The following is a 16,979-nucleotide window of genomic DNA, read 5'->3' as shown; positions in this document are numbered from 1 at the left end:
GACGGCGCGGGCGTACGCACCCCGCGACCGCCGGCGCCCCCAATGCGCCGCCCCTTCTAAGCGGAAAGTCCCTGCCCAGCCGGGGCCAGCGCTCTACCGTGGATGCATGGCTGATCACCCGGAGCCGGGCGACGAGGAGCCGTTACGGTTGGTGGAGCTGGACACGGAGGAGGGCCGGGAGGGCATCGCCTACGGTCCCGGCCCCCCCTTCCCTGTGGTGGGCGTGGTGTTCGTACCGGCGGAGCTGCTGGCCGAGGAGTCCTAGCCGTCATCAGGGTCACGCCGAATGCAGGGTCGACAGGGCAGTTACGCGCTACGCTTGCACAGCCGCCCGGCCGAGCCGAGGCGGTGGCCTCCGTGCCGCTGGCTATGGGCCGGGCCGGGGGCCTTGCCACGGAGGCGACATGCACCACCCCCACTTCGAGAGTGACGTCCGGCCCGGAACCGTCACGCTCTGCCTGGTCGACCAGGGCCGGGTATGCCACGTGCCCACGGACCGCGTGCTGTGGGACGGCGCCGACGAGGAGCTGCGGACAACGCTCTCCAACCTGGCCCGCCAGAGGTTCCAACACCGGTGGGGCGTAACAGACGAGGTCCGCGACGCCCTCCCCGTAGAGGTGGTCCGGGGCGAGGACGCACACGCCCAGCCATAACCGCCGCTGCCGGTCCTGACCGCCCCGGGGACACGGTCCCCGGGGCGCGCTGCTACCTCCCCCGCGCCGTGCCCGCTCCGCTGCCGAAGCTGCGCCCGTACCGGGAAGCCGCGGCCGTCGGCCGCGCCGTGCGGGACGCCGGCGACTGGATCGTGGAGTAGGCGAGGTTCTCCGCCCAGAAGGACATGACCACGGAGTCACCCCGGTCCGGGGAGCGGCCGAGGCGGGCGACGACGTCCTCCTTCCGCTCCACCTGGATCTTCGGCGGCACGCCCGTGGTCACGTCCCACGTGGGGGTGGTGAGGTCGGAGAGCAGCAGGTCGTCCGGCGGCAGCATCAGCTCCGCGCCGAACGCGGGGTCGAGGAGTTCCCGCATGCGCCAGTACGCGGCGGACCGTACGTTGGTGAACCCCCACTCCCCGTCTCTGGTGCGCTGCTTGGTCTTCGCGGCGCCGGTGTACGGGAGGACGGGCACGCCGAGCTCGCGGAGCCGGTCCACAACGCCGCCACCGACGCCCATGGAGTCGACAACGGGCACCATGCCGGCCGTCTCCTCCTGGTCGTCGTGCTCGTCGCGGGTGACGGCGGCCTGGACACGGGCGGTGGTCTGCATCGTGTCCTCCCGGTCGTACGCGACGAGCTCCACGACGAGGAGGCCGCGGCGGTAGGCGAACACGGTGGAGTCGCTTCCCGCGCGGGCGACGTCCACGCCGAGGATCCCCCGGCCCTCCACGGCCGGGCGGCCGGCCGCGTCCCAGGCGAGCCACCGTTCCACGGCAGCCTCCACCCACGCGAGGGGAATGACGCTGTCCTCGTCAGCAGCGCGGAAGTCGCCCAGCACGCGGTTCGCGTACAGCGCTGAGTCCTCGCCCCACTGCCGGGCGCGCTGCTGCGCCCAGTCCTCGCTGATCCGGCCGGCCGCGACGGCCTCGGCGAGGGTGACGTGCCGGGTGTACCAGTCCTCGAGTCCCGGGGCACGCCGGTGGATGTCGTAGAACCGGCCGCTGGTGGGGCCGGGGGTGGAGATGGCGAGGGCGAAGGCTTCCGGGAAGCCGTCCATGCGGCCACCGGAGAACGCGCCCTCGATGGCGTCCCATGTGGCATCCGGGACGATCTTGGCCTCATCGATCAGGTACAGCAGGCTGTCCGCGTGCGCGCCCTCGATCAGCTCGGCCTTGTTGGACGCGACCGGGGACGCGGCGCCGTGCTCCAGCTTGAGGTTCTGCGTCAGCAGCTCCGTAAGGTCGGAGAACGGCTCCCGGCCGAGGACGTCCCACCGAATGCGGCGGGCCCACTTGTGGATCTCCGGCCACAGGTAGACGGACAGGTGACGCCACGCGCTCGCGGTGGTGAGGACCTTCCAGTCCACCCCGGCCGCGTCCCTCGTGGTGGCGAACCAGAGCACGACCATGCTCGCCATACCGGTCTTGCCCAGGCCGTGGGGTCCGCGTGCTGCGACGCGCCGGTACGCGACCAGGGCCTCCATGATGTCGCCCTGGTACGCGGTGATGCCGTCCCCACCCCGCCAGTCGATGACCTCCCGCGCCCAGGCCGCCGGGCGGTACATGTACCGCTCCTGTGCCTGGACTCGGCGCTCCAGGGTGGCGAGGTGGGGGCGCAGTTCCGCCGGCGCCCCCCGCGCGAGCCGCATACGGTCCGCACGGGAGAGCTGCCGGTACGCGGCCTCGGCGTCACGCGTCAGCATCGTCGTCGCCAGCCGGGGCGTTGCGGATGATCTCCATCAGGTCCTCGGCGGTGACCGTCCCGGTGACGTCAAGGTCCAGCTTGTCCGGCTCCGCGAGGCCGTACAGCTTGACCACCCGGTCCGTCAGCTTGGCGGCCGTCTCCACGGCCCTGAGGTCGCCCTTCAACGCCTTCGGCCAGACGGCGGCCAGGAGACGGTGATACCGGCGGGCCTGGACCTCCCGGAGCGTCGCCGCCTCCGTCTTGAGGTCCGCGAGGTTGGCGCTCAGCGCCCGGTCCACGTCGGTGTGCGCCGCGCCCCTGGAGGCGTACCCCAGGCGCTCCGCGATCGTCTCGTAGTCCAGGCCGGCGAGCACCATCTGGATCGCGTTCTTCCGGCGCTCCGCGACCTCGGCGCGTTTGGCCTTACTGGCGCTCATCCGGTGACCTCCGTTCGCATGTCGCTATTGGTTCGCACGTCCGCCCGGTCAGCGGGTCATCAGGCGGTGGAGCTCGTCGCGTGCCTGGGGGTCGTCGCGGAAGACGCCGGTGTAGGAGGCGGTGACCATGACGGAGCCGGGCTTACGCGCGCCTCTGTGGGCGAGGCAGCCGTGTTCGGACCGGATGATGCACGCGGCCCCGGCCGGGACCAGGTGGGTGTCCAGGGCGGTGGTGACCTGCTGGGTGAGCTGTTCCTGTGTCTGGAGGCGTCGGGCGTAGACGTCCAGCACGCGCGGGAGCTTGGACAGTCCGGCCACGGGGTCGCCAGGGTGGGGCTGGTAGGCGATGTCCGCGTGCCCGGTGAACACCTGCATGTGGTGCTCGCAGAGGCTCGTGAAGGGGACGCCGGTGACGATGATGGGGCCGCCGTCATGGTCGACCGGGAAGGTGCGGGCGAGGTGGACGGCCGGGTCCTCCTCGTAGCCGGCGGTCATCTCCTCCAGGGCGCGCAGGACGCGGGCCGGGGTGTCCACCAGGGCGGGGCTGTCCGGGTCCAGGCCGCGGCCGGCGAGCCAGGCGCGGAGGCCGTCGACGTACGCGGCGCACGCCACGGCGGGGTTACCGGCGAACAGTTCGGCGGTGGTGGTCATCATCGGGCCCTTTCGTTGCCCCACGCGTACACGTGGAGTCGGGTGGTGAGGTTGAAGCCGGCCGCGATAGCGGGGTCGGCGATGGTGTGGAGGTGGGTGTCCAGCTCGGCGGTGGTGGTGCCTTCGGGCATGAGCCACACCGTGTGGGCCGGGAGGTGGTGCGCGGCGGCGAGGGCGGCGACCTGGTCGACGTCGGCGCCGGTGCGGGCGACGAACTTGAACGCGGCCTTCCCGGTGGTGACGAGGGCGGCCAGGGCGTCGGGGCGGATGCGCTTGTCCTCCGGGTCGCCGGCGTGCTGGAGCTTCGGGGAGACGTTGAAGCGGGTGACGCGCTCGGCTGTGTAGTCGGTGGGCGGGATGGTGCCGTTGGTCTCGATCTCGATCTCGACGCCGGCCGCGTGGAGGGCGTCCAGGAGCGCGATCCAGCCGGGGCGGCGCTGGTGGAGCAGGGGTTCCCCACCGGTGATGACGACGATGCCGGGGTGGCCTTCCAGGAGGCGGTCCACGAGTTCCGGGACGGGGCGGCGGGTGAGCTCGGCGCGCAGGTCGAAGCGGGAGGCGTCCCAGGTGTACGGCGTATCGCACCAGTCGCAGGACAGGTTGCACGCGCCGAGGCGCAGGAAGGAGGCCCGGCGCCCCGTAGACGGGCCCTCGCCCTGGACGGTCGGTCCGAACACCTCCGCGACGACGAGGGTGGCCACGGCAGCCGCGGCCGTGGCGGTCATTCGGCGGTCCAGGTCGCGGCGTTGACGTGGGTCTCGCTGATGCGGACGGCCGTGATGCGGGCGCCGGGGGCGCGCACGAGGTCCTGGAGGGCGTCGTGGGCGACATGGGCGATGAGGCCGGCGACGTTCTCGACGGTGGGCCAGCCGGGCACCTGGTGGATCTTCATGCCGTACGGCTGGAGGACGGTCAGCAGCGGGTCGTCGGGGCCGAGCATGAGGCCGTGGTCCAGGTGCTCGTCGATCCAGCGGCGGAGCTGCTTCTTGAAGGGGCCGAACTCCACGACCAGGCCGCCGGCGAGGTCGGGGGCCTCGGCGGTGACCTCGGCCCACCAGGAGTGGCCGTGGAGGCTCTGGCACTTGCCGGGCAGGTGCGGCAGCCGGTGCCCGGTCTCGAAGTTGTGGCGAACCGTTACGGCGTGCGGCATCACTGGACTCCCTGCTCGTGGTGGGGGCGGGCGACGGTGTATCGGGTGGTGGAGTTGTCGTGGCCGATGTCGTCGTGGACGCCGATGACGTCCAGGTGGACGGCGCGCAGGCGGTACTCCCCGCCCCAGGGCTCCCACTCCGGGGCCACGTAGCCGTCCAGGTGTGCCCACAGGCGGTCCGCGATGTCCTCGTTGGTGGCGTCCTTGAACACGCGGCGGGTCAGCTCGTGGATACGGGCCTCCAGGGCGGCGTTCGTGGCCGCGAAGGAGGGGTAGCCGTGCCGGCCGACGGTGTCGTAGATGACGGTGACGGCCCCGGTGTGGGAGTGGGCGCGCAGTCCCATGGCCTTGTTGACGTTGGTGAAGTAGATCGGGAAGGGGCCGACGTCCACGGTGCGGATGAGGGCCGGCGCCTCGGCCGGAGCCGGGGTGGTGGGGGTGGTCATGGGGTGCGTGCCTCCTGTCGGGCGGCCTGGATGCCGGCCGCGGCTCGGTAGAGATTCGTGGTGGTGGCCTCCGCGAGGTACAGGTGGAGGCCTGGGGGCGCCGGCCTGGGCCCGCCCCGGGTGACGGGGTTGTGGGGGCCGTCCGGGATGGAGATGGGGCCGTGCCGGGCGCGGATGTACTCCTCCGCGCGGCGCCATGCGACGGCGGCGAGGACCGTGGCGTCGGTGCGGTTGTACGTCGCGCGGGTGGCGAGGCTCATGGGGCTGATGTGGTGGGCGCGGACCAGCTCCCGGTGCTTGAGCAGGGCCTCCCGGTCGCGCATCATCAGGTTGGTCCAGGAGCCGTTGGCCGGGTTGAACAGCTTGATCACGCCGAAGCGGAAGCCGGATCCCCAGGTGGAGGAGTCCACGCTGTAGAACGGGAACTCCCGCAGTGCTCGCCACACGGTCATGCCGAAGCCGTGGAAGACCGCGCGGCCGTCAGCGATCTTGAAGGCTTTCGCGATCCACGGCAGGACCTCGTTGACCGGGTTGCCAAGCAGCTTGCCGAGGGCGATGTACGTGTAGCCCTCGTCCAGGTAGCGCTCCAGCCACTCCCAGGGGTCGCCGGTGTGGAAGACGGGGATGGGCTCCAGGCCGTGGACGAGCTCCAGTTCCTTCTGGTTGCGCCACGTGGCCTCCGGGCCGCCGATGACGTCCAGGTTGGCGTACAGGGTGAGTTGGGTGTCCCACTTCTGACACCAGGCGGCGTAGTCCTCCAGGGTCAGGTGGATGCCCATGGTGCGCGCGGAGTGGGCGCCGGAGTCCCCGAAGATCATGTTGGTCGGGGTGGCGAGCTTGCTCGTGAAGTCGCGCATGTCCTTCGTGCGCCAGAACGCGAATGAGGTCAGGGCCTTGAAGTCCTGGTCCAGGCCGCCGAGGTGGACGCTCATGCCCCGGCCCCTGCCGCGGCTCGGGTGCGCTCGATCTCGTCCAGCAGGCCGTCGAGCTTGGCCTCGTCGTCCTTGCCCGGGTGCGCGTCCAGCGCGAGGCGCCACCGGTCAAAGGTCGCCGCGTCCACGGTCATGCTGATTTTCGGGCGGAAGATGTCTTCATTGGGCTCGCCGTGGTGCTCGGTGAACCGTTCCACCTCGTCCGGCGGTGCGGTGAGCAGGGCGGTGATGTCCTCGACGTCCCTCGGGGTGTAGCCGGTGCCGTCCAGGTCGTCCAGGCCGGTGAGGAGTTCGGACAGAGCCTCGTAGTCGTAGCCGCCCAGGTCGGCGGCGCGGTTGTCCACGATGTTGATGCGGCGGGCCGTGTCCTCGTCGCACTGGACGATCTCGCAGCGGGCGCCGGGCTGCCATGACGGGTCGTTCTGGCAGATGCCGCACGGCCGGGTGCTGGTACCGGCCTTGACGGTCTTGCCACAGTCGCCGGCGCCGTGCGCGCCGAGGGCCTGCATGGTGTGGTTGCCGGCGAGGACGATCAGCGGCCCGTCGGGGATCTCCCGCACGACCAGGGAGCGGTACTGCCCGTTCCTGCGGAGGCTCTCCAGGATGGTGTCGACATTGCCGCGCTTCGCGTTGCCGGGGAACGGGGTCAGCTCGTCCAGGGCGACGTCGGCGGTGCGGACGTAGGTGGCCTGTGCGGTCATGCGGGGCTCTTTCCTGCTGGTAGTGGGCGGACTCGAGGACGCGGGCTGTTACGGGGGGTTGCGTGCGTCGGCGCGGGCGCGGTCCAGCAGGTAGCGAAACCGGGTGGCGTCGTCGCCGGGGTTGGAGCAGGAGGCGGTGAGGTCGTAGAAGTCGTCCCGGTCCTGGGGCGGGACGGTGAACCGCAGGACGGGCCACAGGCCCTCGTCCTCCGGGTGCCGGTAGGTGTCGGCCAGTTCCTCCAGCGACGGGGGCGGCGCGAGCAGGCGCAGGACGTCCGGCTCCGTGTAGCCGGTGGCCTCGTAGTCCTCGTCCAGGAAGGACAGCAGCTCGGTCAGGGCGTCCGGGTCGTAGCCGCCGAGGTCGGAGGCGCGGTTGTCCACGAGGTTGATGCGGCGGGCGGTGTCCTCGTCGCACGCGACCAGCTCACAGCGGGCGGCCGGCTCCCATGCAGGGTCGTTTCCGCAGATGCCGCAAGGGCGTTGCTGCCCGTGGTCGGGGAAGGTACGCCGGCAGTCGCCGGGGCCGTGCTCGGCCAGGGCGGCCATGGTGTGGTTGCCGGCGAGGACGACGAGGCGCCGTCGGGGCACGGCCGTACGGGCGGTGGACATGTCGGTGCCGATGTCCGGCTCCTGCTCGATGTGCCGGACGACCAGGGAGCGGTACTGCCCGTGCCGGCGCAGGCTCGCGAGGATGGTGTCGACGTCGCCGCGTTTGGCGTTGCCGGGGAACGGGGTGAGGTCGGCGAGCGGCACGAGGGCCGTCCCCTGGTACGTGGCCTGTGACATGCCCTGGTCCCCTCGTCGCGCGATGGCAGCGCAAGAGGATAAGCGGAGGGGCGGACCGGCCTCCTGGGGCGACTATCTCCATTGATCAGAAAGGGAGTTGATCACTTCCGCATCCACAAGCGGAACCCATCGGCGGGCCGGGGCCGGACATGCGCCTGGCCTCCCGTGGGGAGGACCGGGAGGCGGCGCGGCCCCGCGTGCTGGTCAGGCACGGCGAGGCCGGTGCACCTGCCCGGCCTGGGGGGAAGGCTCGGACGGCGCGCGTTCAGCATGGCACCGGTTTCAGCCACAGCACAGGGGCGTGACTGGAAAACATCGCCGGACGGTCGGGAGTCAGCGGCCTCGGCGCCTCGCGTCGCGCTCGGCCTGCCACTGACGGAAGGACCGGCCACCCATACGCCGCTTGAACTGAGGAATGTTGTTCGCCGGGATGCCGACGGGGGCTGGGCCCAGGACGGCCAGGAGGTCGCTCGCGTCCTGGGAGTGGTAGCCGGCGGACAGGATGGCGGCCTCGTCCGGGAAGACGTCCGCGACGCGGTCGCCGGGCCGGATGAGACGGTCCTCCAGGCCGCCGTAGCTGAACACCCAGCGGAAGTTACGGGGCGGGGCGGGCTCAACGAGGCGTCGGAAGCGGCTCACCTCCTTCGTGTAGGCGTAGAAGTTCACGGCCGGACGGAACGCGATCAGACGCAGCCAGGCGGATAGGTAGTGGTCGCTGAAGAAGTCGCCGGCGTCGTGAATGCGGATCCAGCCGCCCCGGTGGCGCGGGTGCGCGAGCTCGACGGCCATCTGCCGCTGCCACCCGGGCATGTCGTCCAGCACATAGGCCAGATTCGCCTGGTGGCGGTCGATGACCCCGGGGAAGTTATAGGTGCCATTCCGCGCGTAGCAAGCCTGTGCACAGACCCCTGCCGCTGGACAGGTCTTGACGACTCGTCCGTCCCGGAGGCGGGTGGCCAGGGCCGGCAGGGTCCAGTTCCAGATGTGTTCCTCGCGCAGCTCGCTGTTTTGTGTGAGCAGCCGCTGCGGGCGCCGCAGTCGCCGGCGAACCTGGGGCACGTCCAGGGCGACGGCGGTCATGAGGGTTCGACCCCGGCGGCCTTGAGCAGCGCGGAGACGGTGAGCACCCCGTCGTGGGCGTGCCGGGAGTCCAGGACGGCCGTGAGGGTGCGCAGCGCGCGGAGCACGATCTCCGGTGCCCCCTCGGCCGGGAACATCTCCCGGGCGACGGACACCAGCCGGGCGGCCTCGTCGCGGTCCGGGGGGAGGTAGGTCAGCGTCATGATCACGTGTCCGGGGGGCGGGGGCGTGGGCGGGGTGGAGTCGCCGGCCGCGGCCGGGGTGGCGGGGGCGGCGGTGTCCGGGGCGCCGGGGGTGGCGGCCGGGGCCGGCTGCTCCTCGGGCGGCTCCTCCTCCTCGGCGGCCTCCTCGATGGCGGTCAGCAGGTCGGCCAGGTCCTCGTCCGTGTAGCCGGTGCCGTGGACGTCGTCCAGGCCGGCGATCAGCTCCGCGAGGGCCTGGTCGTCGTACGTGCCCAGGTCCGCCGAGCGGTTGTCTACGAGGTTGATGCGGCGGGCCGTCTCCTCGTCGCACTGGACGATCTCGCAGCGGGCGACCGGATCCCATGTCTCGTTGCCGCACACTCCGCAGGGACGTTCCTCCTCTCCGACCTTGACGGTCATGCCGCAGTCGCCGGGGCCGTGGGCGGCCAGGGCCTGGGTGGTGTGGTTGCCGGTGAGGATGACGTACCGGTCCGGCTCGACCTCCCGGACGACAAGGGAGCGGTACTGCCCGTTCCGGCAGAGGCTGGTGAGGATGGTGCCGACGTCCCCGCGCTTCGCGTTGCCGGGGAACGGTACGAGCTGGCCGAGCGGGATGGTGTCGGTGCGGACGTAGGTGGCCTGGGTCATGGGCTTATCCCCTGGTCGCGGGTCGAGAGGGCGCAGAAGGATAAGGGCAGGCGCGCGTCTGCGGGCCGTGGCCGGGTCGGCAGGCCGGCGCGCGGGCGGTGTCCGGGGGAATGGCGGGGGCCCCGCACGCGTCCGTGTGCGGGGCCCTGGGTGGTGGGGCTACTTCGGGTCGTCCGGTAGGTAGGTGACGGTGACGCGTTTGCGTCGGGCGGCGAGGTAGACCGGCGTCCACAGCCCGACCGTGAACACGATCATGGTCCAGTGGAAGCAGGCCAGCAGACATCCCATCTGCTGGCGGGTCTTGATCTTCGGCACGGTGGGGCTCCTCGTCGCGGGGTGGGGCGCGGGAAGGCTCTCACCCGGGCGCCGGGTGCGGGAGTGGAACGGGGACAGGTCCACCGGCGAGTGTGATCACCGAGCGTGGCGTTGACCGTCCGGCCGTCCGACCGTCCGTCGGGGTTCCCGTGATCAGCGGCCGGGGGTCAGGGCGGTCACGGCGTCGAGGAGGGCCGCGACGTCGCCGTAGAGGAGTTCCACGCTCTGGAGGAGATCCCCGTCCCGGTCGCTGGGGTGGCGGATGAACGGTCCGGTGATCAGGACCCGGCCGTCGTCGCGCATCTCCGCGCGGGCGCCTGTCGGCCTGGGCTGGCCCCCCTCCTGCTTCCAGCGCCCATAAGCGGGGTGGTCGGCGATCTGCCGGAGGGTGGCGAGGAACGCGGACAGGGGGGCGGCCGGGGTGGCGAACGTGTCCGAGGCGTAGGTGATCCAGGCCGCGGAACGCTCCTCGTCGGTGTAGGCGGTGGCCAGTTGCTCGTCGGTGAGATCGCCGTCGGACTCCTCGCGGATGCGGTACCAGCCGTGGAGGTAGGTCGTGGCGGTCAGCTCGGCGTGGCCGCCGCTCACCTCGACGTTGAACCAGGGCCGCATGTCAGCGGTGGGGTTGAGGCAGGCGCCCATAGGGGGTGCTCCTTCCGGGTGCAGGGTTGGCAGGCTAGCGGGGAGGGGGCGCCGGTGGGTCGCCCCCTCGGGGGTCACAGGTCCCACCGGGCGCGGGGGCGCGGTGCGGACCGAGGGCGAGGACTAGCGGCGGGTGTACGGCGGCAGCGCGCGGTCGGCGGCGGCCACCAGGTCGGCGGCGCGTCGCTGCCCGGGGATGCGCGCGGCCTCCCGCAGCACGGCCGGGAGGACGTCCGCCGGCACGATGCGCACGCCCCGGAACCCGAGCTCGGCGGTCGGCCGCCCGTGGGGGCCGACCAGGGGGGCGCCCTCGATGGCGACGATCGCGGTGACCGGCACGCCGAGGGCGCGCGAGACGGCCGCGGCCTCGTGCCGGGCGCTGGTGATCCGGCTGGTGACGTCGCGGTCGCCGTGCCACACGCGGCCGACGCGCACGGTCACCGGGTAGTGGCGGGACATCATCTTGGGGTCCAGTACGAACACGCCGCCGTTGGGCGAGATGGCGAGCCCGTCCACATTGGCCGGGCCCTCGCCGGGCGGGAGGGCGAGGTCGTACCGCAGGGTCCAGCCCTGCCGGGCGAGGGGGGCCAGGCGGGCGGCGGCGCGCTCCTCGCCGACGGCGCCGGCCTCACAGTTCCGGGCCTGCTGTCCGGCGCGGGTCTGGATGCCCACGGCGTCGGCGAGGCGGACGAGGGGCGTGCGGAGCTGCCGGGCGCGGGCGGCGGCCGAGGCGCCGGCCCCGGTCCTCGTGCGGGTGCGGTGGTGCCTCCAGATCCACCATGCGGCGGCCAGGGCGAGGACGGTCAGGAGGGTCACGTTCGGGTCCTTTCGTGGGGGCGGACACGGTGTCCAGGCAGGGGCGGACAGGCAGGGGGACAGGGGTGGCGGGGGTGTCCGCGCGCGAGGCGTTCGCGCTGGTGGGACAGGGCGGACAGGGCCCGGACAGGGGTGTCCGGGCGGGGTGTCCGCAGGGGTTGTTCGGGGTTGTCCGGAACAACTGGGGCGAACAGTGTCCGGGCACTGTCCGCCCCGGTGTCCGGTCAGCTGTCCGGGGTGTCCTGGACGTGGTGGCAGCGCACGTCCTTGACCTCTTCCCAGCCGTAGCGGTCCGTCCAGGAGTAGCCCGTCGTCACGCTCACGGTCTTGCCGTTGGGGCGGGCGACCGTGCGCCACTGGCCCCGGATCTTCACCTGGTCGTCGCGGTGGACGTTCTCCTTGGAGTACCGGCCGAACGTCCCGGCCTCCCGGGCGGCGTCGAGGACGGCGCGGTCGCCGGCGATCCGCTCCTCCAGGACCTTCAGCTCCCCCTCGTACTGTCGGCGCAGCCGACCGGAGTTGGCCGAGGGGTACAGGGACAGTCCGGCCATGCGGCGCTCCAGGCCGCGCTTCTCTGCCTCCAGGCGCTCGACGCGGCGCGCGGTGACGTCCGGGCGCTCCTTGTACGCCTCAGCGCGGCGGGACCCCTCGATCCGGGCGGGCATCCGGCGGGCGGCGTCGGCCGTCTGCGCGGAGCGGATCGCGGTGTTCACGCTGCGCTCCAACAGGTTGCGGTGTGCGCGCCCGCGCTTGCCGGGCATGACCGGCTGTCCGAGGGGGAGGTGCTCGACCATGGCGTCGGACGCGCGCATAAGGGCGTCGGCCTCCCTGGTCAGCTTCTCCCCCTTGGCCCCCAGGGCGGCGCGTCGGTCCTCCAGGCGCTCGTGCTTGCCGGCGCGCACGACGTCGTTGAGGCGGACCTCCTCGGCGATCTCGACGGTCACCGTGTGGCCGGCCTCGCGCAACTCCTCGGCCGCGGCCTCAATGGCGACGACGCGCGGGGCGCGGTCGCGGCTGTTGGAGTGGCCGTACTGCCGCAGGGAGCGGAACCAGCGGAACCCGTACCGCTTGAGGATGTCACCGGTGCCGTCGCCCTTGACGGTGTCCCCGTCCACGAGGGTGCCGCCCTTCGGGGTGTGGGTGATCTTGATGGTGGCCATGGATCGCGCCTTTCGTCAGTGCTGGTGGTGCTCGGGCGGGTGACCGGGCCTGTCCGTCCAGCGGGGGCGGACAGGCCCGGACACCGGTCCGGACAAGGGGTCAGGGGCGCAGGTCGGCCACGAGGGCGGTCGCGTTGTCCGGGCGGGCGCCGGCCCACGCGACGGCGGTGGTCACCAGGTCCCGGGCGGCCTCAGCCGGGGTGCCGACCAGGTAGGTGGACACCGTGGCGGCGTTGTCCTCGATCGGCTCGTACGCGCCGTCCGAGGCGAGCAGCAGGCGGCAGTTCTCGGCCGGGACGGTCACGGCCTCGATCGCGGGGTGCTGGTACTCGGCCTGAACGCGGGCGTCGTTGGCGGTGGCGCCGAGGCATGAGGTGATCTTGTGGCGGTTACCGCCCTCCGGGTACATGTCGCACGGGGGGTACACACGGCGGAGGTTGTGGTCGTTGGTCAGGCGCCGGGCGGTGCCCCGGGCCAGGACGTACGCGCGGGAGTCGCCGCACCAGGCCACGGTGAGGGGAAGTCCGGGGGCGGTGACGGCCACCACGGCGGCAGCCTTCGGGCCGAATCCCCACGGGCCCTCGCGGTCCGGCTCCTTGGCGTAGCCGTCGTACTCGGCGCGCAGGCCGGCCTCCGCGTCGTGGAGGCGGGCGGCGGTGCGGGCGAGGCGGCGGGCCGCGGCCCGGGTCCACTCCTGCACGTACTCCCGGTCCCCGATGCCGTCCAGGAGCACGTACGCGCGGGCGCCGTTGCGGTGGGTGTAGACGGCGGTGGCGTCGCACTGGACAGCCCGTCCGCCGATGTTCTGGGCGGTGGCGTAGTTGCGCATTGTCCTGCTCCGTTCTGGGGTGGCGGGGGCGGGCCGCCCCGGGGTGGGGCGGCCCGTCGGTGGGTCAGCGGCTGTTGCAGGGGCGGTTGTTGTCGACCTTCACGGCGGCGGCGAGGCGGGCGAACTGGCGGTGCAGGTCCACCAGGACGGCCAGGTGCGCGATGCGCGTGGTCTCGTCGGCGGGGCTGCTGGCGTCCAGGTCGTGGGCGACCAGGGCAATGCGGGTCAGGAGGCTGATCTCCTGCCGGGCGAGCTGGGGGCTGAGGGGTTTGAGCTCCGGCAGCTCCACCGGGCGGCGGCTGATGGGGGCGGTGACGTAGTAGAAGACCGCGTCCGCGATGCCGGCGGCCGGGTTGTCCTCGGCCAGGGCCTGGCACTCCAGGAGGGCCATCGCGGCGTCGAAGGGGGTGGTGTTGGTGATCGTGATGCCGTCCATGACCGGGGCGTCCTCGGTCTCGAAGGCCAGGGCGGCGGTGTCCAGCAGCTCGACCATCTGCATCAGGACGTCCTGGGCGGGGTGGAGGGCGGCGCGGCTCAGGACGACGTAGGCCAGGGCGCGGGCGCGGGTGGCGGCGTCGCGGGCGGTGGCGGTGATGGTCATGGCGGTCCTTTCCGGGGCGGGCTTTGTGCCCCTCCCTCATGTCTCGATACTTGCATCCTTGTGTTGCAACGTCAAGTTGCAACAGTGGGCACACGGGTGACATTGGGAGGGGCGGTCACGAGGGGGGGTGGGTCAGCCGGTCATGCACTCCGCGCATCCGCCGCAGTCGCACCGGGCCGCAGCCGGGGCCGGGACGTACGCGAGGTGCTCGGCGATGAACGCGGCGGCCACGGCGCGCCGGTGATCGCGCGTCAGCCGTCGGGCCTCGTCGCGGTCCCCTCCCCACCCGGACAGCTCCCCGCACGCGCACGTGGCGGCGCTGCCGCTGTCGCGGAGCATCCCGGCCCGGCCGCCGGGGCGGTTGAGTCCGGCGGATCCGTACGGGTCGGCGGCGGACGGCCGGTACCAGCCGTTCGGCGCGGTGGTGCTGGTCCGGTGGGCCTGGGCCAGGAGCCCCAGGCGGGCCGTCAGGGACAGGCGGAGCCGGTCCCCGTCCTCGACCACCAGGCCCCGGGCGCGGAGGCGTGCGGTGGTGAAGGCGGGGATCTGCCACACCAGACCGCGGATCACCCGGCGGCCGTCCTGCTCGTCGTAGCGGGCGTGCCGGTCGCCGGCGATCAGGGCGAGGTCGTCGCGGGCGGTGTCGGACAGGGCGCCGACCGGGGTGAAGGGCTCCAGGCTGATGGAGCGGTCCGCGCGCACGGCGCTGTTTCCACCGGCGCCGAACAGGTGGCGGGTCCAGGTGATGAGGGCGCCCCCGGCCGGGGTGAACTCGACGTCATACCCCCGGCGGACGGCGGACGTCAGGAGCATTGTGGCGTGCTGCTCGTTCGCGGCGCCCTCGATGACTCCGCTGGAGTGGTGGATGGTCTCTCGGAACACGGGTCCTCCTGTGGCGGTGCGGCGTGGGGGGCCGGGCGCGGGTGCGCCCGGCTCGGGAGGGCGGGGAAGGCTAGCTGCTGGTGGGCTGGAGGCGGCGGGGCCGGGCACCCTGGCGCTCCCACCAGCCGCAGTCACACAGGGGGCAGTCCTCTGGGCAGGCTCCGACCCAGCAGGGGTGGACGTAACGGGGCTCGTCCAGGTCGAAGCCCTCTCCGGCCGGGACGGTGCCGACGTGGACGGTGCGGGCGTCGAGGATGCGGGCGATGCCCTGGGTGTAGATCGCGGCGTCCGTCTCCCCGGCCGGGAAGAAGTCGCCGGCCTCCGGGTCGTAGTACTCCGCGTGCATCCGGGTGGCCCGGTGGCCCAGCGGCAGGACCACGCCCAGGAGGGCGCCGGTGGTGTCGCGGACCTCGTAGCCCTCCACGGGGTCCTCGCCCCTCCACTCGTCGCCGATCCACTTCCAGCCCTTGACCTGGGCGGCGGTCATGCGCACCAGGAGAACCGTTACGTCGGTGAAGGTCATGCCCTCGGCGGTGGTGCCGGTGAAGCGGGACAGGGTGCAGGTCGTAACGGTCTTGCGCATGGCGTCCTCCGGGTGGCTGCTGGTGGCGGGGGCCGGGGGCGGGCCCCGTCGCCCTCCCGGTGGGGGGAGCGGCGGGGCCCGGCGGGTCAGTTGCTGCGGGTGTGGGTCGGGCAGGCGTAGACAGGGCGGTAGTAGTCGGCGTGGGCGGCCTTGACGAACCGGTCGACGGTGGCGGGCTCGCCGCACTCCCGGTGCCCGAACTCCGTGGTGTCCCCGAGGTCGGGGCGGTTGCGGTTCACGGGCACCCGGCGCCACGTGGCGCCGCACGTGCCGTGCGCGCGGTGCGGGACGCCTGCCGGGTCGGCGGTGGTCTCCTCCGGGTCGGCGGGCGCGGCCGGGACGGTGGGGATACCGGCGGAGTTGCAGTAGTGGGCGATCAGGCTCTGTCCCACGGCGATCACGGCGTCCTTCGGGGTGGCGCCGTTGCCGACCCGCCGGTCGTACGCGGTGCGGATCGTGTCCAGGACCGTGTCCGAGGTGATGATCCGGCCGACCGTCTCCAGGTCGTGGCCCTCGTACCCTCCCTCCGCGATCACGCGGGTCGTGAGGGCGGCGATCTCCACGACGGCGTCCTCCGTGGTGCGAATCCGGATCGTGCGGCTCATGACCGTTCCCCTTCCTGGTCGGGCTGTCTGCCCTCCCTGACACCCCGATACTTGCACCATTGAGTTGCAACGTCAAGTTGCAACAAAGCGAGGCGTGGGGCGTGTCGGGGTGAGGCCTGGCCTGGTCCCGGTCGGCGGGGTGTTCCTGGGGGGCGGCGGCCGGCGCCTCCTCCTCGACTACGGCCGCGGCTTCCTCGCGCAGCGCGGCGACGACGGCCGGGTCCAGGCCGTGGAGGGCGACCTCCTCGTCGGTGGGGGCCCAGCCCCGGGGGTGCTTGCGGCCGAGGCGGTACGTGATGCCGGCGACGGCGGCCCAGGCGTCCCACAGGCGGTCCTGCCACTCCTCGGCTGCCTGTCGCTTCTCGAACTCCTCGTACCAGCGGTCCCGCTCGGCGTGGCGCCGTTCCTCGTCGGCCCGGAACGCCTCGGCGCGGCGCCGGGCCTCCTGGCCTCCGAGGAGGGGTTGCAGCGGCAGGCTCTCCTTCTTACGCGGTCGCTCGACGGGCTCCGGCCGGTGGAGGTCCCACACCAGCAGTGCGCGGCATCCGTCGGCGGTCGGCTCGATGCGGGTCACCCCGTCGTGTTCGACGTCGGCGAGGAACCCGGCGGCCACCAGCGGGGGCAGGAGTGCGGCGGCCACCCGGCGCCCGGACCTGCCGGGGGCGACGCGGCGCGGGGTGCCGTCCTCGTCGCGGACCAGCTCCCCGGCCGCGGCCCAGGTGACGGCCGCCGCGTGGCGGGTGGACCACTGGAGTCCCTTCGCCTGCTGCTCCTGTCGGTACTGCTCCCGGTAGTCGACGGCCGGGGCGGTCTGGGCCGGGATCTGTACCGGCTCGGCGGGGGCGTGCGTGGCCGGGGCCTCCTCCTGGGGGGTCTCGGTCGTTGGGGCGGTCGCAGGGGCGGCAGGCGCGGGCAGGCGGTCGGCGGGGGCCGGGCCCACCGATCCGGCGGCGTGCCACTCCCACAGCTCCCTGGCGGCCTCCGGGCTGCTGCGCCATCCGACCTGACGGCCGATCCGGCACACCTCCAGGCCGTCGAGGCACTGGCAGGTCACGCGGAACTTGCCCGCGTGGCGGGTCACCACGGCTTGGATGATCCGGCCCCGGTGGTCGCCGGCGACCACGTCCAGGCGTACGGCGCTCTCCACTTGCTCGGCGGTCACCACGGTCAGGCTGTTGAACGACTCTGAAGATG

General features: G+C 72.7%; 23 protein-coding genes. 3 read left to right on the top strand and 20 right to left on the bottom strand.

Annotation, left to right across the window (positions count from 1 at the left end; genetic code table 11):
• The first annotated feature begins 106 nt into the window (after positions 1 to 106).
• Positions 107 to 265 carry a hypothetical protein gene (locus J7E96_RS19365; protein WP_215132905.1) on the top strand — a complete coding sequence of 53 codons (159 nt, stop codon included), beginning with the start codon at positions 107 to 109 and terminating at the stop codon, positions 263 to 265.
• Between the two features lie 139 nt (positions 266 to 404).
• Complete coding sequence (locus tag J7E96_RS19360; RefSeq protein ID WP_215132904.1) at positions 405 to 653, top strand: hypothetical protein; 249 nt, start codon at positions 405 to 407, stop codon at positions 651 to 653.
• Positions 654 to 705: 52 nt separating this feature from the next.
• Here J7E96_RS19360 and J7E96_RS19355 read toward each other — a convergent pair whose 3' ends face one another.
• The 20 genes from J7E96_RS19355 to J7E96_RS19260 form a co-directional block, all read right to left on the bottom strand.
• Complete coding sequence (locus J7E96_RS19355; RefSeq protein ID WP_215132903.1) at positions 706 to 2,358, bottom strand: hypothetical protein; 1,653 nt, start codon at positions 2,356 to 2,358, stop codon at positions 706 to 708.
• On the bottom strand, positions 2,345 to 2,776 hold the full coding sequence (locus J7E96_RS19350) for a hypothetical protein (protein ID WP_215132902.1): 432 nt from the start codon (positions 2,774 to 2,776) through the stop codon (positions 2,345 to 2,347). Before J7E96_RS19350 ends, J7E96_RS19355 begins: the two co-directional genes overlap by 14 nt.
• Before the next feature lie 48 nt (positions 2,777 to 2,824).
• Complete coding sequence (gene folE, locus J7E96_RS19345) at positions 2,825 to 3,430, bottom strand: GTP cyclohydrolase I (protein ID WP_251070140.1); 606 nt, start codon at positions 3,428 to 3,430, stop codon at positions 2,825 to 2,827.
• Positions 3,427 to 4,152: a 7-carboxy-7-deazaguanine synthase QueE gene (locus tag J7E96_RS19340; protein ID WP_215132901.1), complete on the bottom strand. Its 726-nt coding sequence runs from the start codon at positions 4,150 to 4,152 to the stop codon at positions 3,427 to 3,429. The genes folE and J7E96_RS19340 overlap by 4 nt, the downstream gene beginning before the upstream one ends.
• Positions 4,149 to 4,577, bottom strand: coding sequence for a 6-carboxytetrahydropterin synthase (locus J7E96_RS19335; protein WP_215132900.1), 429 nt, complete (start codon positions 4,575 to 4,577; stop codon positions 4,149 to 4,151). The genes J7E96_RS19340 and J7E96_RS19335 overlap by 4 nt, the downstream gene beginning before the upstream one ends.
• Positions 4,577 to 5,023 carry a hypothetical protein gene (locus tag J7E96_RS19330; protein WP_215132899.1) on the bottom strand — a complete coding sequence of 149 codons (447 nt, stop codon included), beginning with the start codon at positions 5,021 to 5,023 and terminating at the stop codon, positions 4,577 to 4,579. The genes J7E96_RS19335 and J7E96_RS19330 overlap by 1 nt, the downstream gene beginning before the upstream one ends.
• Positions 5,020 to 5,955 carry a hypothetical protein gene (locus J7E96_RS19325; protein WP_215132898.1) on the bottom strand — a complete coding sequence of 312 codons (936 nt, stop codon included), beginning with the start codon at positions 5,953 to 5,955 and terminating at the stop codon, positions 5,020 to 5,022. The genes J7E96_RS19330 and J7E96_RS19325 overlap by 4 nt, the downstream gene beginning before the upstream one ends.
• Entirely contained in the window at positions 5,952 to 6,656 is a 705-nt protein-coding gene (locus J7E96_RS19320; protein WP_215132897.1) for a ParB/Srx family N-terminal domain-containing protein, read from the bottom strand. The genes J7E96_RS19325 and J7E96_RS19320 overlap by 4 nt, the downstream gene beginning before the upstream one ends.
• 48 nt (positions 6,657 to 6,704) lie before the next feature.
• Positions 6,705 to 7,442: a hypothetical protein gene (locus J7E96_RS19315; RefSeq protein WP_215132896.1), complete on the bottom strand. Its 738-nt coding sequence runs from the start codon at positions 7,440 to 7,442 to the stop codon at positions 6,705 to 6,707.
• 333 nt (positions 7,443 to 7,775) lie between these two features.
• On the bottom strand, positions 7,776 to 8,522 hold the full coding sequence (locus J7E96_RS19310; protein WP_215132895.1) for a hypothetical protein: 747 nt from the start codon (positions 8,520 to 8,522) through the stop codon (positions 7,776 to 7,778).
• Complete coding sequence (locus tag J7E96_RS19305; RefSeq protein ID WP_215132894.1) at positions 8,519 to 9,352, bottom strand: hypothetical protein; 834 nt, start codon at positions 9,350 to 9,352, stop codon at positions 8,519 to 8,521. The genes J7E96_RS19310 and J7E96_RS19305 overlap by 4 nt, the downstream gene beginning before the upstream one ends.
• A 159-nt stretch (positions 9,353 to 9,511) precedes the next feature.
• On the bottom strand, positions 9,512 to 9,667 hold the full coding sequence (locus tag J7E96_RS19300) for a hypothetical protein (protein WP_215132893.1): 156 nt from the start codon (positions 9,665 to 9,667) through the stop codon (positions 9,512 to 9,514).
• Positions 9,668 to 9,820: 153 nt separating this feature from the next.
• Positions 9,821 to 10,309 (bottom strand): hypothetical protein, encoded by a 489-nt coding sequence (locus J7E96_RS19295; protein WP_215132892.1) that lies wholly within the window; start codon positions 10,307 to 10,309, stop codon positions 9,821 to 9,823.
• A 123-nt stretch (positions 10,310 to 10,432) separates the two neighbouring features.
• On the bottom strand, positions 10,433 to 11,125 hold the full coding sequence (locus tag J7E96_RS19290) for a nuclease-related domain-containing protein (protein WP_215132891.1): 693 nt from the start codon (positions 11,123 to 11,125) through the stop codon (positions 10,433 to 10,435).
• 224 nt (positions 11,126 to 11,349) lie between these two features.
• Entirely contained in the window at positions 11,350 to 12,285 is a 936-nt protein-coding gene (locus tag J7E96_RS19285) for a DUF3560 domain-containing protein (RefSeq protein ID WP_215132890.1), read from the bottom strand.
• Between the two features lie 100 nt (positions 12,286 to 12,385).
• A complete protein-coding gene (locus J7E96_RS19280; RefSeq protein WP_215132889.1) occupies positions 12,386 to 13,114 on the bottom strand; it encodes a PP2C family serine/threonine-protein phosphatase in 729 nt (242 codons plus the stop codon).
• Between the two features lie 64 nt (positions 13,115 to 13,178).
• The gene (locus J7E96_RS19275) at positions 13,179 to 13,715 is read right to left on the bottom strand and encodes a hypothetical protein (RefSeq protein WP_215132888.1); all 537 of its coding nucleotides are present in this window, start codon (positions 13,713 to 13,715) and stop codon (positions 13,179 to 13,181) included.
• Positions 13,716 to 13,847: 132 nt separating this feature from the next.
• Positions 13,848 to 14,597: a hypothetical protein gene (locus J7E96_RS19270; RefSeq protein WP_215132887.1), complete on the bottom strand. Its 750-nt coding sequence runs from the start codon at positions 14,595 to 14,597 to the stop codon at positions 13,848 to 13,850.
• Positions 14,598 to 14,667: 70 nt separating this feature from the next.
• Positions 14,668 to 15,180, bottom strand: coding sequence for a hypothetical protein (locus tag J7E96_RS19265; protein ID WP_215132886.1), 513 nt, complete (start codon positions 15,178 to 15,180; stop codon positions 14,668 to 14,670).
• A gap of 86 nt (positions 15,181 to 15,266) precedes the next feature.
• Positions 15,267 to 15,785: a hypothetical protein gene (locus J7E96_RS19260; protein ID WP_215132885.1), complete on the bottom strand. Its 519-nt coding sequence runs from the start codon at positions 15,783 to 15,785 to the stop codon at positions 15,267 to 15,269.
• Between the two features lie 109 nt (positions 15,786 to 15,894).
• On the opposite strand from J7E96_RS19260, the gene J7E96_RS19255 reads away from it, so the two are divergent.
• Positions 15,895 to 16,974, top strand: a complete 1,080-nt coding sequence (locus J7E96_RS19255) for a hypothetical protein (protein WP_215132884.1) — start codon at positions 15,895 to 15,897, stop codon at positions 16,972 to 16,974.
• The last annotated feature ends 5 nt before the right edge of the window (positions 16,975 to 16,979 follow it).

This window comes from Streptomyces sp. ISL-96 (genome assembly GCF_018614035.1).
GTDB lineage: Bacteria > Actinomycetota > Actinomycetes > Streptomycetales > Streptomycetaceae > Streptomyces.
Note: the sequence above shows the minus strand (reverse complement) of the source record. Positions and strands in the feature narration are given on the sequence as shown.

Excerpts from the sequence above, each read along its gene's own strand:
- J7E96_RS19365 (WP_215132905.1), top strand. The coding sequence starts at position 107 with ATGGCTGATCACCCGGAGCCGGGCGACGAGGAGCCGTTACGGTTGGTG.
- J7E96_RS19360 (WP_215132904.1), top strand. The coding sequence starts at position 405 with ATGCACCACCCCCACTTCGAGAGTGACGTCCGGCCCGGAACCGTCACG.
- J7E96_RS19355 (WP_215132903.1), bottom strand. The coding sequence starts at position 2,358 with ATGCTGACGCGTGACGCCGAGGCCGCGTACCGGCAGCTCTCCCGTGCG.
- J7E96_RS19350 (WP_215132902.1), bottom strand. The coding sequence starts at position 2,776 with ATGAGCGCCAGTAAGGCCAAACGCGCCGAGGTCGCGGAGCGCCGGAAG.
- folE (WP_251070140.1), bottom strand. The coding sequence starts at position 3,430 with ATGATGACCACCACCGCCGAACTGTTCGCCGGTAACCCCGCCGTGGCG.
- J7E96_RS19340 (WP_215132901.1), bottom strand. The coding sequence starts at position 4,152 with ATGACCGCCACGGCCGCGGCTGCCGTGGCCACCCTCGTCGTCGCGGAG.
- J7E96_RS19335 (WP_215132900.1), bottom strand. The coding sequence starts at position 4,577 with ATGCCGCACGCCGTAACGGTTCGCCACAACTTCGAGACCGGGCACCGG.
- J7E96_RS19330 (WP_215132899.1), bottom strand. The coding sequence starts at position 5,023 with ATGACCACCCCCACCACCCCGGCTCCGGCCGAGGCGCCGGCCCTCATC.
- J7E96_RS19325 (WP_215132898.1), bottom strand. The coding sequence starts at position 5,955 with ATGAGCGTCCACCTCGGCGGCCTGGACCAGGACTTCAAGGCCCTGACC.
- J7E96_RS19320 (WP_215132897.1), bottom strand. The coding sequence starts at position 6,656 with ATGACCGCACAGGCCACCTACGTCCGCACCGCCGACGTCGCCCTGGAC.
- J7E96_RS19315 (WP_215132896.1), bottom strand. The coding sequence starts at position 7,442 with ATGTCACAGGCCACGTACCAGGGGACGGCCCTCGTGCCGCTCGCCGAC.
- J7E96_RS19310 (WP_215132895.1), bottom strand. The coding sequence starts at position 8,522 with ATGACCGCCGTCGCCCTGGACGTGCCCCAGGTTCGCCGGCGACTGCGG.
- J7E96_RS19305 (WP_215132894.1), bottom strand. The coding sequence starts at position 9,352 with ATGACCCAGGCCACCTACGTCCGCACCGACACCATCCCGCTCGGCCAG.
- J7E96_RS19295 (WP_215132892.1), bottom strand. The coding sequence starts at position 10,309 with ATGGGCGCCTGCCTCAACCCCACCGCTGACATGCGGCCCTGGTTCAAC.
- J7E96_RS19285 (WP_215132890.1), bottom strand. The coding sequence starts at position 12,285 with ATGGCCACCATCAAGATCACCCACACCCCGAAGGGCGGCACCCTCGTG.
- J7E96_RS19280 (WP_215132889.1), bottom strand. The coding sequence starts at position 13,114 with ATGCGCAACTACGCCACCGCCCAGAACATCGGCGGACGGGCTGTCCAG.
- J7E96_RS19275 (WP_215132888.1), bottom strand. The coding sequence starts at position 13,715 with ATGACCATCACCGCCACCGCCCGCGACGCCGCCACCCGCGCCCGCGCC.
- J7E96_RS19265 (WP_215132886.1), bottom strand. The coding sequence starts at position 15,180 with ATGCGCAAGACCGTTACGACCTGCACCCTGTCCCGCTTCACCGGCACC.
- J7E96_RS19260 (WP_215132885.1), bottom strand. The coding sequence starts at position 15,785 with ATGAGCCGCACGATCCGGATTCGCACCACGGAGGACGCCGTCGTGGAG.